At 72.5% G+C, this 13081-nt stretch carries 12 protein-coding genes; 4 read left to right on the top strand and 8 right to left on the bottom strand.

Going from position 1 to position 13081, the window contains the following annotated elements:
• Nucleotides 1-95 precede the first annotated feature (95 nt).
• Nucleotides 96-794 carry a TetR/AcrR family transcriptional regulator gene (locus CG740_RS01160; RefSeq protein WP_100572965.1) on the bottom strand — a complete coding sequence of 233 codons (699 nt, stop codon included), beginning with the start codon at nucleotides 792-794 and terminating at the stop codon, nucleotides 96-98.
• A 169-nt stretch (nucleotides 795-963) separates the two neighbouring features.
• Between CG740_RS01160 and CG740_RS01155 the strand changes: the two genes are divergently transcribed.
• Nucleotides 964-1419, top strand: a complete 456-nt coding sequence (locus tag CG740_RS01155; RefSeq protein WP_100572964.1) for a nitroreductase family deazaflavin-dependent oxidoreductase — start codon at nucleotides 964-966, stop codon at nucleotides 1417-1419.
• Here the strand turns inward: CG740_RS01155 and CG740_RS01150 are convergent.
• From CG740_RS01150 to CG740_RS01130, 5 genes are all read right to left on the bottom strand, one after another.
• Nucleotides 1409-2737, bottom strand: coding sequence for an alpha-glucosidase/alpha-galactosidase (locus CG740_RS01150; protein WP_100572963.1), 1329 nt, complete (start codon nucleotides 2735-2737; stop codon nucleotides 1409-1411). The two genes, CG740_RS01155 and CG740_RS01150, sit on opposite strands and share 11 nt — an antisense overlap.
• Nucleotides 2738-2810: 73 nt before the next feature.
• The gene (locus CG740_RS01145) at nucleotides 2811-3701 is read right to left on the bottom strand and encodes a carbohydrate ABC transporter permease (RefSeq protein ID WP_376207481.1); all 891 of its coding nucleotides are present in this window, start codon (nucleotides 3699-3701) and stop codon (nucleotides 2811-2813) included.
• Nucleotides 3698-4714 carry a carbohydrate ABC transporter permease gene (locus CG740_RS01140; protein WP_100572962.1) on the bottom strand — a complete coding sequence of 339 codons (1017 nt, stop codon included), beginning with the start codon at nucleotides 4712-4714 and terminating at the stop codon, nucleotides 3698-3700. The genes CG740_RS01145 and CG740_RS01140 overlap by 4 nt, the downstream gene beginning before the upstream one ends.
• 96 nt (nucleotides 4715-4810) lie before the next feature.
• The gene (locus CG740_RS01135) at nucleotides 4811-6139 is read right to left on the bottom strand and encodes an ABC transporter substrate-binding protein (protein WP_234376057.1); all 1329 of its coding nucleotides are present in this window, start codon (nucleotides 6137-6139) and stop codon (nucleotides 4811-4813) included.
• Nucleotides 6140-6724: 585 nt separating this feature from the next.
• Nucleotides 6725-7951 carry a geranylgeranyl reductase family protein gene (locus tag CG740_RS01130; protein WP_376207715.1) on the bottom strand — a complete coding sequence of 409 codons (1227 nt, stop codon included), beginning with the start codon at nucleotides 7949-7951 and terminating at the stop codon, nucleotides 6725-6727.
• 218 nt (nucleotides 7952-8169) lie between these two features.
• Between CG740_RS01130 and CG740_RS01125 the strand changes: the two genes are divergently transcribed.
• The gene (locus tag CG740_RS01125) at nucleotides 8170-9534 is read left to right on the top strand and encodes a dipeptidase (RefSeq protein WP_100572959.1); all 1365 of its coding nucleotides are present in this window, start codon (nucleotides 8170-8172) and stop codon (nucleotides 9532-9534) included.
• 270 nt (nucleotides 9535-9804) lie between these two features.
• On the opposite strand, the gene CG740_RS01120 is transcribed toward CG740_RS01125, so the two are convergent.
• Complete coding sequence (locus CG740_RS01120; RefSeq protein WP_100572958.1) at nucleotides 9805-10845, bottom strand: NUDIX domain-containing protein; 1041 nt, start codon at nucleotides 10843-10845, stop codon at nucleotides 9805-9807.
• Nucleotides 10846-11096: 251 nt separating this feature from the next.
• Here CG740_RS01120 and CG740_RS40195 point away from each other — a divergent pair, with 251 nt between their 5' ends.
• Both CG740_RS40195 and CG740_RS01115 read left to right on the top strand, forming a co-directional pair.
• Nucleotides 11097-11273, top strand: coding sequence for a hypothetical protein (locus CG740_RS40195; RefSeq protein ID WP_167155607.1), 177 nt, complete (start codon nucleotides 11097-11099; stop codon nucleotides 11271-11273).
• Between the two features lie 144 nt (nucleotides 11274-11417).
• Nucleotides 11418-12134: a 2OG-Fe(II) oxygenase gene (locus tag CG740_RS01115; protein ID WP_100572957.1), complete on the top strand. Its 717-nt coding sequence runs from the start codon at nucleotides 11418-11420 to the stop codon at nucleotides 12132-12134.
• A 23-nt stretch (nucleotides 12135-12157) separates the two neighbouring features.
• Here the strand turns inward: CG740_RS01115 and CG740_RS01110 are convergent, their stop codons facing one another.
• Complete coding sequence (locus CG740_RS01110) at nucleotides 12158-13081, bottom strand: phosphatase domain-containing protein (protein WP_100572956.1); 924 nt, start codon at nucleotides 13079-13081, stop codon at nucleotides 12158-12160.

The raw sequence follows: 13081 nt of genomic DNA, 5'->3' as shown, positions 1-13081 counted from the left end.
GAGTACGGGGCCGGGGACTGCGCGGGGAGTACGGGGCCGGCCGGCGGCACCCGCAGAGGCGACGAGCACACTGTGCGGGGAGTACGACGAGCGCACTATGCGGGGAGTACCAGGCCCACCGCGCGGGCGAGCTGCTCGGCGGCGTGGGTGAAGAACGCCTCGCGCTCCTCGACCACCCGGTGGAACTGGCCGAACGCCTCGAAGGAGATGAGTCCGAACAGCTGGGCCCAGGCGGCGACGAGGGCGACCGCGACGGCCGGGGGCAGATCGGGGGCGAAGTCGGCGGCCATCCGCTCACCCTCGGCCAGCAGCCGCGCGGGGGGCTTCGGCGGTGCGACGCCCTTGCCGAGGTGGGCGTCGCGGGCGATCGAGATGAGAACGAGCCCGACCCGGGAGGCGGGAACGACGGTCGCCTCGGGGGCGGTGTAGCCGGGGACGGGCGAGCCGTAGATGAGGGCGTACTCGTGCGGGTGGGCGAGCGCCCAGGTGCGTACCGCACGGCAGACGGCCGTCCAGCGGGCCGCGGGGGACGCGTCCGGCCGCTGCTGCGCGAGCGCCTCTTCGGCGGCTTCGCCCACGGCGTCGTACGCGTCGACGATCAGGGCGGTCAGGAGGTCGTCCCGGCTGGGGAAGTAGCGGTACAGCGCCGAGGAGACCATGCCCAGCTCGCGGGCGACGGCACGGAGTGAGAGCTTCGCGGCGCCGTCCGCGGCGAGCTGCCTCCTGGCCTCGTCCTTGATGGCGGCGGTGACTTCGGCACGTGCCCTTGCGCGGGCTCCCTGGACGGTGTTCATGCGGGCCAGTCTGCCAGCAAGGAGAGCAGTGGCCAAGAACGCGACTTCCGCCCACAGATCGGAGCATCGCACGCGCACGAGAGCAGTGCTCTTGCTTTGGAGCGCGTCTCCGGTGCACACTGCTCATGAACGAGAGCACCGCTCTCGCAACAGTCAGGGGAGAAACACCATGTCCGCTTCCGCTCACGTCCAGAAGCCCGGCTGGTTCACGGTCAATGTCTTCGACCGGGCGGTGGCGTGGATGACCCGTCGCGGCATCAGCGTCTGGGGCTCGCGCGTCCTCGCGGTCCGTGGCCGCAAGAGCGGCGAATGGCGCACGACCCCCGTCAACCTGCTGACCTTCGAGGGCGAGCAGTTCCTGGTCGCCCCGCGCGGCCACGTCCAGTGGACGCACAACATGCGGGCGGCCGGCGGCGGCGAGCTGCGCCTGGGCAGGGCGGCCGAGGCGTTCACCGCCGTCGAGGTCGCCGACGACGACAAGCCCGCCCTGCTGCGCGCCTACCTCAAGCGCTGGAAGGCCGAGGTCGGCGTCTTCTTCAACGGCGTCGGACCCGACTCCAGCGACGCGGAACTGCGGCGGATCGCCCCCGACCACCCGGTCTTCCGGATCACCATCACCCCGTGACCCCGCCCGAACCCCCGAGCAGCACCCGCAACTCCGGTTGCAGCAAGGGCCCATGGGCCCGTACCAGGTCGTCGCACAGCTCCCAGATCCGTTCGACGGGCAGCGCCGCCGCCGTCGCGGGGTCGCACATCGCGGCGTGCCGGATGTGGCGCGGCTCCCCCAGCACGGCGGCCCGCACCACGAGGTCGGTCACCGACAGATACGCCCGGTTGAGCGCGGCGCACTGCGGCGGCAGCGCACCGACCGCGGTGGCCTGAACGCCCAACTCGTCCACCAGGCAAGGGACTTCGACGACCGCGTCGGCCGGAAGATTGTCGATCAGGCCGCGGTTGGGCACATTGCCGTAGACCCTGCGCGGGGTGCCGGTGACGACGCTGTGGATGATCTGCGGGGCGTATTCCATGGTCCCCTCCACCGGGAGCGGACGGCCCGCGGCGAGCGCGTCCCGGGTGCGGGCGTAGGCGGCCAGGTTCTCCTCGGTCATGTCGAGGTAGGCGCCGACCGGCAGCCGCAGCCGCTCGATCTCCTCGTCGTGGTGCAGATACCAGGGCACGTACTCCGAGGAGTGTTCGCTGGTCTCGGTCGGATAGTGCCCGAGCCTGCGGTACATGTCGACGCGTACCCGGCGCGGCAGTTCGGGATCCTTGGCGATGGCCTCGTCGAGGAGGGGATACAGGTCCCGTCCCGCGCGTTCGAAACGCAGCACCCAGGACTGGTGGTTGACGCCCGCCGCGAGGTAGGACACCTCCTCGAAGGGGACGCCGATCAGGGCGGACAGGTCGTGCATCGTCCAGTGGATCGAGTGGCACAGGCCGACGGCCCGCAGCGCCGGCGCCACCCGGTGCAGATAGAGCAGGTTCATCGCCATCGGGTTGGTGTAGTTCAACAGGAGTGCGTCCGGGCAGAGTTGGGCCATGTCGGCGGCGAGCGCGCGCAACAGCGGGAAGGTGCGCAGGGCGCGGAAGATGCCGCCGATCCCGAGGGTGTCCGCGATGGTCTGGCGCAGTCCGTAGCGTGCCGGGACGGTGAAGTCGGTGCGGGTCGCCTCGCTCATGCCGATCTGGACGGTGTTGATGACGAAGTCGGCGCCCTCAAGGGCCGCGCGTCGCTCCGGGTGGACGCCGATGCGGGGCTCGGCGCCGCGCTCGGCCGCGATGTGGCGGGCCGCGGCCTCGCTGGTGGCGAGGCGTTCGGGGTCGATGTCGTGGAGCGCGATGCGGGCACGGGCGAACTCGGGGAAGGCGAACAGGTCGGCGAGCAGGCCCTGGGTGAATTCCACACTGCCCGCGCCGATGAAGGCGATCTTGGTCTCGGTCATGCGTGTCCTCCCGGACGGCTCGGACGACGGCGACCGCAGGTGTGCGGCCGCCGGACCTTCGGCGCCGCGACCGTCAGCCCTTGAGGCCGCTCGTCGTCAGCGACTGGATGAAGGTCTTCTGCGCGAACAGGAACGCGAGCAGCACCGGAAGGACCGTGATGACATTGCCCGCCATCACCGCCGACCACTTGGTGTGGTGCTGGCCCTGGAACGTGGTGAGGCCCAGCTGCAGGGTGTACTGCGCGTCGTGGTTGATGGCGATGAGCGGCCAGGAGAGGTCGTTCCAGGTGGTGAGGAAGGTGAGGACCGCGACCGTGGCGAGCGCCGGGCGGGCGAGCGGCGCCACGATCGAGACGAGGACCCGCAGCCGCGAACAGCCGTCGATCCAGGCCGCCTCCTCCAGTTCCCTCGGCAGGGAGAGGAAGAACTGCCGGAAGAGGAACACCGCGAACGGGGTGACCAGCGACGGCACGATGAGGGCACCGAGGGTGTCGATGAGCCCGAGCCACTTCATCACCAGGAACGTGGGGATCATGGTCAGCTGGAACGGCACCGCCATCGTCGCGAGCATCAGACCGAGCAGCAGGCGGGACCCCGCGAACCGCATGCGCGCGAAGGCGTAGCCGCCGAGCGCGCCCAGCACGAGGTTCGAGGCGACGGCGACGGCCGCGACGACACAGGAGTTCAGGAACCAGCGGGGGAACATCGCGTTGCCGAGGACGTACCGGTACCCGCCGAGGTCGATGCCGTGCGGCCACAGCGCGGGCGGGAAGCGGTTGATCTCGGCGTCGCTCATCACGGAACTGACGATCAGCCACACCAGCGGCAGCGCGAAGCCGGCCGCGAGCGGCGCGAGCAGGAGGTGCCACGGACTGAACGGCAGCCGTCGTCGTCGCCGGGTTCCGGGATCGCGGGCGTCCACGGCGACGGCCGCCCCCACGGTGGTCATGGCGGACGCGCTCATCGACTCACTCCTCCCCCGTGCTCAACACCGTTGTCCAATAAGGCTGTTGACGCCGTACGTCCGCGAGGGCGCCGGTAGAGGCGCAGGACGACGGCCGCCGCGATCAGGCCGACCGCGAGGACATACGCCGCCGCGGCGCCGTATCCGGCGGTGAAGTTCTGGAAGGCCTGCTCCCACACGAAGTAGACGATGACGGTGGTGGCTCCCAGCGGACCGCCCTTGGTGGTGACGTAGACGAGGTCGAACACCTGGAGCGCGGTGATGAACTGCCACAGGACCAGGAAGACGGTGACCGGGGTGAGCGAGGGCAGCGTGACATGGCGCAGCACCTGGCGCCGGTTGGCCCCGTCGAGGCGGGCCGATTCGACGAGTTCGGCGGGCTGGTCCTGGAGGGCGGCCAGATAGACGATGACGCAGAAGCCGATGCCGCTCCACAGGGAGATGAGCAGCAGGACGGACAGGGCCTGGCCCGGGTCGTCGAGGAAGCCCTGCGGAGAGATCCCGATGTGGTGCAGGAGCGCGTTGGCGACGCCGAAGTCCGGGTCGAAGATGAACGAGAACAGCACGCCCTGGGCGGTGGCGGAGACCACGAACGGGATGAAGACCAGGGTGCGGTAGAGCCCGACGAGGTGGATCCGCCGGTTCAGCGCGAGGGCGAGCGCGAGACCGGCGGCCAGGCTCAGGGGGACGTAGACGCCCGTGTAGACGAGGGTGTTCTTCACGGCGGTGCGGAATGCCGGGTCCTTGGTGAGAGCGTGGTAGTTGTCGAGCCCGACCCAGCGGCCCGGCGTCACCAGGTCGTCCGCGCGGAACGACAGCAGCAGCGACCACAGCAGCGGCACGACGCCGAGCCCGATGATCACCAGGACGGCCGGGCCGACGAACGCCCAGGCGGTCGCGGTCTCGCCGCGCGCCCGGCGGCGCCTGGCCACGCGGGCTGCCCGGTCCGGGTCGCGCGCCGGGTCCGGGTCGAGCGTGAGCGGGCGCGGGGTGCGCTGCCCGGTGGTTCGCATCTCGGGCCCTTCCGGTCGGGGATCGGCTTCGGCGCGGGGTCGGGTTCGGCCAGGGGTCGGGTTCGGCCAGGGGTCGGGTTCGGCCAGGGGTCGGGTTCAGCGCGGGATCAGCAGGGCGGCGTCGGCCTTCTCGGCGCAGTCGCGCATGGCCCGCTCCGGGGACGAACGGCCGAGCAGCATCCTCACGACGGCCTCGCCGACCGCCTGCGAGATCGCCGGGTAGGCCGGGTGCACCGGGCGCACCCGGGCCGACTCCAGGGCCTTGGTGAACTCCGGGAGCCCGACGGTCGCCGCGGAGTGGTCGAGCCACCGGGGTAGGCGCGCGCTCTGCGTGCTGAGCGGCAGGCTCCCCGCTCCGATGTCCCAAGTGACGTCCTGCGCGGGCGCGTTGAGCCAGCGTACGAACTCGACGGCGGCCCTGGAACGTGCGGAGCCGTTGTCGAAGACGGTCCAGGTGTCGGGGCCCGAGATGGTGACCGGGCGGCCGCTGAAGGAGGGCAGGGGGACGACGGTGTAGTCCACCTTGGCCGCGACGATGTCCGGCAGCGACCAGGGGCCGCCGAGCACCATGCCCATGCGCCCCGAGAGGAACACCTGGTACAGCTGGGCGCTGCCCGGTTTGGGGTCGACGTAGACGGTGTTGCCCGTGGCGAGCGATGCGACGGTCTCCAGGGCCCGGGGACCCTGTTCGGTGAAACCGATGCTCCTGCCGTCCGGCGCGATGATCTCGCCGCCGAGGTCCCACACCATCGGCCACAGCCGCCAGGTGGTGTCCTCGTCTCCGACGCCGGGCCAGCCGGTGCCGAAGACACCCCGGGAGTGGTCGGTGAGCCGGTGGGCGGTGTCGATGAACTCGGCCCAGGACCAGCCGGGTTGGGGAAGTGCGAGCCCCGCGCGCCGGAACAGGCGGGTGTTGCAGATGACCGCGAGGGAGTCGACCAGGGCGGGCGCGGCCCGCACCTTGCCATTGATGGTCACGGCTTCCCGCAGTGAGGGCCAGTAGGCGTTCCAGGGGACGGGGCCGGGGGCACGCAGGGCGCTGGTGAGGTCCAGGACGCGGGGACTGCGGGCGATGCTCGCGATGTCCGAGCCGAAGACGTAGGCGATGTCGGGGTAGGACCCGGAGGCGAGCGCGGCGGTCACCTTCTGGAGCATCACATCGGCCGTGGCTCCCCCGCCGGGGTCGACGTGGATCGTGGGGTGGGTGCGATTGAACTCGGCGACCAGGGCTTCGATGGACTGCTTCAGGGTGTCGGTCTGCCCGTGCCACAGCTCCACGCCCACCTTGCCGTCGGGGCCGGTCCCGTCCCCGCCGGACGATCCGCAGGCCGTGAGGACCGGTGCCGCGACCGCGCCCAGCGCACAGCCCGCCCCGGCCCGCAGGACCGCGCGGCGGCCGGGGGCGGGATGTGGGAGCGAGGGCACGGGAAGGGGGCGGGCCAGGGGCGGGGAAGCGGAGCGGTCGGGGGCCCGGCGGGACACACCGGCGAGGCAGCCGTCCGGTGCCGAGCGGGGCCGAGCGCCGGCGGCCCGGTCCGGGGACGAGCGGGGCGGAGCGGTGGCGGCACGGTCCCGGGACGAGCTGGGCGGAGCGGTGGCACGGTCCCGGGACGAGCTGGGCGGAGCAGCGGAGGCACGGTCCCGGGACGCGCTGGGCGGAGCAGCGATGGCACGGTCCCGGGGCGAGCGGGGCGGAGCGGTGGCGGCGCGGTTCGGGTCGGCGGGCACGGTCCGCTCCATCCCTCGCGGGTACGTCCCCGCCTCGGGCCCGCGTATCGGCCCTGGCGACTCGGGCCGGCCCGGGACCCCGGTCGGGGCCCTGCCGGCTGGGCGCACCTCTGGCGGCGGGACCGCGCGGCGGTCCGGGCCACTGTGGGATGAAAGCGCCCCGCGCGGGCGGACGTCAAGGGTCCCGCGCCCGCCCGTGGAACCCGGCGCGCGGCGCGGTGGCGGGGCGGCGGCCGGCACCGCCGGGCGGACCCGGAGCGGCTCCGGCCCCGCCCGTGCGGGTCAGCGGTCGACGGCGTCCAGCGCGCGCCGCGCCATCGGGTGGCTGCGCACCAGGCCGGCCAGGGTGGTGGCGCCGCGGGTGATGTCCGCGAAGGCCCGCCACGCCGGGCGGAAGCCGGTGATCGCGGCGTGCAGCAGCAGCGGGCGCTTCTCGAAGAGGGTCAGCATCCGCCGGCCCACGCCCATTTCGACACCGAGCCCGGCCTTGATGGCGAAGGCGTAGTTCAGCGCCTGCCGACGGGCGTCCACCGCGTCCTGCGACTCGGCGATGCGTACCGCCCACTCGCCGGCGAGGCGGCCCGAGCGCAGCGCGAAGGAGATGCCCTCCCGCGTCCACGGCTCCAGGAGGCCCGCCGCGTCACCGCAGACCAGGACCCGGCCGCGGGACAGCGGCGAGTCGTCGCTGCGGCAGCGCGTCAAGTGCCCGGAGGAGATGGCCGGTTCGAACCCGGCGAGGCCGAGCCGGGCGATGAAGTCCTCCAAGTAGCGCTTGGTGGCGGCGCCTTCGCCGCGCGTCGAGATCACGCCGACGGTCAGGGTGTCGCCCTTGGGGAAGACCCAGCCGTAACTGCCGGGCATGGGGCCCCAGTCGATGAGGACCCGGCCCTTCCAGTCCTCGGCGACACTCGCCGGGACCGGGATCTCGGCCTCCAGGCCCAGGTCGACCTGCTCGGTCTTCACACCGACGTGCGCCCCTATGCGGCTGGCGCTGCCGTCGGCGCCGACCACGGACCGGGCAAGCACGGTCTCGCCGTCGGCGAGGACCACGGCGACGGTGCGCCGGTCGGGCACGGCCGAGCCGTGCTGCTCGACCTTGGAGACGGTGGCACCGGTGCGGATGACGGCGCCCGCCTTCTCGGCGAAGGCGACCAGGCCGGCGTCGAACTCCGGCCGGTTGATCAGGCCGAACAGCATCTTCTTGGACCGGCGCGTACGCGTCAGCTTCCCGTCGAGGGAGAAGGTGACCGCGTGCACCCGGTCCTGGAGCGGCAGTTCGAAGCCGGGCGGCAGGGCGTCGCGCGACGGCCCGATGATGCCGCCGCCGCACGTCTTGTAGCGGGGCAGCTCGGCCTTCTCCAGGAGCAGCACCTTGCGCCCCGCGACGGCCGCCGCATACGCGGCCGAGGCTCCGGCCGGCCCGGCGCCGACCACGACGACGTCCCAGACGGGCCCCTCGATGGGCCCGGTCACCGATTCGGCGTTGGGCTCGCCCTGGTTCTCCTCCAGCGGTCCGTCCGTCCCGGCGTCTGTGTTCTCGCTGCTCACGATGTGCCTTTGCTCCCCGTCCGACCAGTGGCTCGTGTTGACGTCCGCATCCTACGGGGCAGTAGCCCCGCCCTACCGTCCCGGCCCGCTGTGGGAGGATCGGCCGTATCTCCGTCGTACACGCGCATACATCAATGTGTGTCCGTACTTACAACGTCGCACCCACGAGGAGCGTGCCCATGACCGCACATCCGATCGCCGAGACCATCGCAGCGCTGATGCCCCGAGCCAAGGCGGAGCTGACGGAGCTGGTCGCGTTCCAGTCGGTGGCGGACGAGGCGGTGGCGCCGCGCAGTGAGTGCGAGGCCGCCGCGAACTGGGTGGCCGAAGCGCTGCGCACCGAGGGCTTCCAGGACGTGGCCCTGCTGGACACCCCCGACGGTTCCCAGTCGGTCTACGGCCTGCTGCCCGGCCCCGAGGGCGCGCCCACCGTGCTTCTGTACGCGCACTACGACGTGCAGCCGAAGCTGGACGAGTCCGCGTGGCTGACCCCGCCGTTCGAGCTGACCGAGCGCGACGGCCGCTGGTACGGCCGCGGCGCGGCGGACTGCAAGGGCGGGTTCATCATGCATCTGCTCGCGCTGCGCGCCCTGAAGGCGGGCGGCGGGGTCCCGGTCACCGTCAAGGTGATCGTGGAGGGCTCGGAGGAGCAGGGCACCGGCGGCCTTGAGCAGTACGCCGAGGCGCACCCCGAGCTGCTCACGGCGGACGCGATCGTGATCGGCGACACGGGCAACTTCCGGGTCGGCCTGCCCACGGTGACGGCGACGCTGCGCGGCATGACGATGATCCGCGTACGGATCGACACCCTGGAGGGCAACCTGCACTCGGGCCAGTTCGGCGGCGCGGCCCCGGACGCGCTGGCCGCGCTGATCCGCGTTCTGGACTCGCTGCGCGACGAGCACGGCCAGACCGTCATCGAGGGCCTGCCGTCCGACTCGGCGTGGGACGGCCTTCGGTACCCGGAGGGCGAGTTCCGCCAGGACGCCAAGGTCCTCGACGGGGTGGCGCTGCCCGGCACCGGCACCGTCGCCGACCGCATCTGGGCCCGCCCGGCCGTCACGGTCGTCGGCATCGACTGCCACCCGGTCGCCGGCGCCACGCCGTCCATCCCGGCGACCGCCCGTGCGCAGGTCAGCCTGCGGGTGCCGCCCGGCCAGGACGCGGCCGAGGCGACCAAGCTGCTGTACGCGCACATCGAGAAGCACGTGCCGTGGAACGCCCGTGTCTCCTTCGAGCAGGTCGGCCAGGGCCAGCCGTTCCGCGCGGACATCAACAGCCCGGCGTACACCTCGATGGCCGAGGCGATGGCGGTGGCCTACCCGGGCGAGGAGATGCAGTCCTCCGGCATGGGCGGCTCGATCCCGCTGTGCAACACGCTGGCCGCGCTCTACCCGCAGGCCGAGATCCTGCTGATCGGTCTCAGCGAGCCCGAGGCGCAGATCCACGCCGTGAACGAGAGCGTGTCCCCCGAGGAGCTGGAGCGCCTGTCGGTCGCGGAGGCGCATTTCCTGGTCAACTACGCGGAGTCCAAGCGGAGTTGAGCCCTCCTTGACGGCGGAGCCGGCCGGGCGTCGAGCGTTCGGCCGGACATCGCCCGGAGCGCGGATCCCTGCGGCGGACCTCGTCGGCGGCGTACGTCCGCCGCAGGGATCACGACCCCTTCGGCGCGGTGTCCTCGGCGGGCGCGCTCGCCGCGGACACCGCCTGCTTCGGGTGCGGCGATCCGCCCCACCCCCCTTGTGAACACGCCGACCGTGAACACGCCGGCCGTGAACACGCCGACTGTGAACGCGCCGGCCGTCCTGCGGGCCTCAGCCGACCGGGATTCCGGCCTCCAGGTTGAGCACGGTCGACCGCTCCCGGGCCCGCAGTGCCCAGCGCAGCCGCTCGAAGCGGGCGGGCGGCAGGAGTTGGGCCGCCTCCTGCTCGCTGACGAAGCGCCAGCCGCGCAGTTCGGCGCCCGGCAGCAGTACTTCGCCGGCCCGTGCGCCCTCCAGCCGTCCGCCGTCGAACAGGAGCCGCAGACCGCCGTAGCCGGGCGGTCTGGGTGGTTCCCAGTCGACGACCAGGAGCCGGGGCACCCGGCCGAGCCGGACGCCGAGTTCCTCCTCCACCTCGCGCACCCCGGCCCGGGCGGGGGCCTCGCCCCGTTCGACCACACCGCCGGGGAACTCCCAGCCGGGCTTGTACGTGGGGTCGACGAGGAGCACCCGGTCCTCCTCGTCGAAGAGCAGCACCCCGGCGGCGAGCGTCTCGGCGGTGGGTTCGGGGGTCTGCACGATGTCGCAGACGCGGGCCGCACCGGAGCGGACCGCGTCGGCTATGCGCTCGGCGGTCGCGCGCGGGGTGAGCGTGCCGTTGTCGACGGCGTACGCGTCGGCGGTCAGCCAGCCGAGCGCCTCCTTGAACGCTTCGATGTGTTCGTAGGCCCAGGTGCGGACCCGCTGCTCGTCGGCCTCGGGATCGTCGGGGATCTCCACGCGCGCCGCGATCCGCCCGCGCAGGATCGTTTCCTCCTGGGTGAGGAGCACATGCCGTACCGGAATCCGGCGGGCCGCGAGCCCCCCGAAGATCTCGTCCCGGTACTCCTGCCGCGTCAACGTCATCGGCACCACGAGGACGCCGCCCACCTCGGCGTGCAGTGCGGCCGCGCCGTCCACCACGAGCCGCCGCCAGATCGGCAGGTCCTGGTAGTCGCCGACCTGGTCGAGCAGCTTCTGCGGCAGCAGTTGCCGCAGCGCCCCGCCGATCACCTCGGGGTCGTAGAACGTACTGTTCGGGATCAGGTCGATCAGCTCGCGCGCGGTGCTCGTCTTGCCCGCGCCGAATGCGCCGTTGACCCAGACGATCACGGTTCCCCCTCTTCGTAGCCCCCAGTGGACTGCCCGCAACACCCTGCCACGGAAACCCCGCGCGGGGCTCGGGCCGTCCTCGACCGTCCTTGATCGCGCACACAACTGTGGCCGGGCTGTTGCTTGCGGGGTGCCACCGGTGAGCCCCCGCAGGCGTCCTGAGGTACGGGCACCGGTCACGGGGGGCCGTAACGCCGACGGCGCGGATGTCGTTGTGCGAGTGCCGAAAGAGACACAAGGGGGCGCGAAAAATGCGTCGTACAGTACTGGAACGTTTTCCCGCGGGCGGTCCGCGCGGCCACTGGCCTGCCGAGGAGTTCGCGCGGGACCGCAGGAACGAGGGGCTGGCGGCCGAGGTCGTGATGGACCTGGAGAGCGACGCCTTCCTGGTCGTCGTTCCGCGCCCCGCACCGGAGCCCGCCGTCTGACGCCCCGGGCGGCCGGTCCCCCGGCCGCCGTGGTGCGACGTCCGATTCCCGCCGGTCACGGCGCACACCACGGGCCACCCTCGATGTATCGCACCGCTCGGGCCCGGGCTCCACGCCCGCCGCCCCGCACATCGGAGGGTCCCCATGTCCAGCACCCGCACCGCCGAGCGCGTGGGCGCCGGCGACTGGCCCGGCATCGTCGAGGAACTCGACGCCCACGGCTGCGCGCCCACGCACCGGCTGCTCACCGCGGCCCAGTGCCGGTCCCTGGCCGACGGCTACGACCGGACCGAACGGTTCCGCTCGACCGTCGATCTGGCCCGCTACCGCTTCGGATCCGGTCAGTACCGCTACTTCGCCGAGCCGCTGCCCGGCCTCGTGCGGGAACTGCGGGCCGCCTTCTACCCGTTGCTGCTTCCGATCGCCCGCGACTGGGCCGCGCGGCTCGGGCGGCCGGCCCCCTGGCCCGACACCCTGGAGGAGTGGCTGGCCCACTGCCACGCGGCGGGGCAGGCCAAGTGCGCGCAGATCCTCCTGCGGTACGGTCCCGGCGACTGGAACGCCCTGCACCGCGACCTGTTCGGCGAGGCGGTCTTCCCGCTCCAGGTCGTCATCGGCCTGGACGCGCCCGGCACCGACTACACGGGCGGCGAGTTCCTCCTGGTCGAGCAGCGCCCGCGCGCCCAGTCACGGGGCACCGCGACCCTGGTTCCCCAGGGCCACGGGCTGATCTTCACCACCCGGGACCGGCCGGTGGCCTCCCGGCGCGGCTGGTCGGCCGCGCCGGTGCGGCACGGGGTCAGCGCCGTACGTTCGGGCCGCCGGCGCACCCTCGGCCTCGTCTTCCACGACGCGTCATAGGGACTCGTCCGGCTCGAACTCCCTCAGAAAGCACCGTAGTTGACCTGCCAGGTGGGCAGCCCGAGACGGCGCCACACGGCAACCACCCGGTCGCGGTCGTCCAGGCTGACCCGTACGTGGAACCGGTGACGCACATGGGCGTCGAAGAGCTCCGCCTTCACCACGTCGTCGCGCCGCCCGTCACCGGCCGGCCGCATCCACAGCTCGTCGTACGGCACGCCGTGCGCCGCGAGCCACGCCCGGGTCTGGGGCCGGTACTCCTCGCCCCGGCCCGACAGCAGGACGATCGTGTCCCCGTGCGCCTGCCGGAAGCCGATCAGGGCGTCGCGGACGGAGCCGTTGAGGCCGTCCTGCTCGCAACGCGTGAAGTCGTACGGGTTCCGGCCGATGTTGACCGCGAGCGTGCCGTCGATGTCGCACATCACCGCACCGGGCAGGGACGTGTCCGGCACATACGGCTCGACCTCGGCGAGCACGACGGAGTCGTTCATCCAGGCGTCCGTCAGACGCCAGCCGCCCCGCACCGCCTTGGCGTGCTTGTCCGCGAGCAGCCGGATGATGTCCTCGCCGACGGGGTTCGCACGGGCCGCGTCGCGGCGCAGGCACTCCTCGACGGGCACGTCCGTGAAGTCGTGCACTACGAAGCGGGCCCGCCCGGCCACGGCCGCCTTGAGGCGTTTGGGGATGTGCGAGGTGAGATGGGTGTTGTCGACGACGACGTCGAACCCGGCGGCGATCGTCTCGCGCACCGCCGCGTCCTGCACCGCGAGGACGCTCTGCTCGGCGGTGTGCGACCGCTCGCGCCGGACGCCCGCGTCGTCGAACATCGCGCGCAGGTCGTCGAGGTTGACGCGACGGCACCGGCCGTCGGAGTCGGCGACGAGCTTGCGGGCGGCGGTGGTCTTGCCGGAGGCGGGCAGTCCGGTCATGACGTGCACGGTGGGCAT

The organism is Streptomyces sp. CB01201, assembly GCF_002803085.1.
Taxonomy (GTDB): domain Bacteria; phylum Actinomycetota; class Actinomycetes; order Streptomycetales; family Streptomycetaceae; genus Streptomyces; species Streptomyces hundungensis.
Note: the sequence above shows the minus strand (reverse complement) of the source record. Positions and strands in the feature narration are given on the sequence as shown.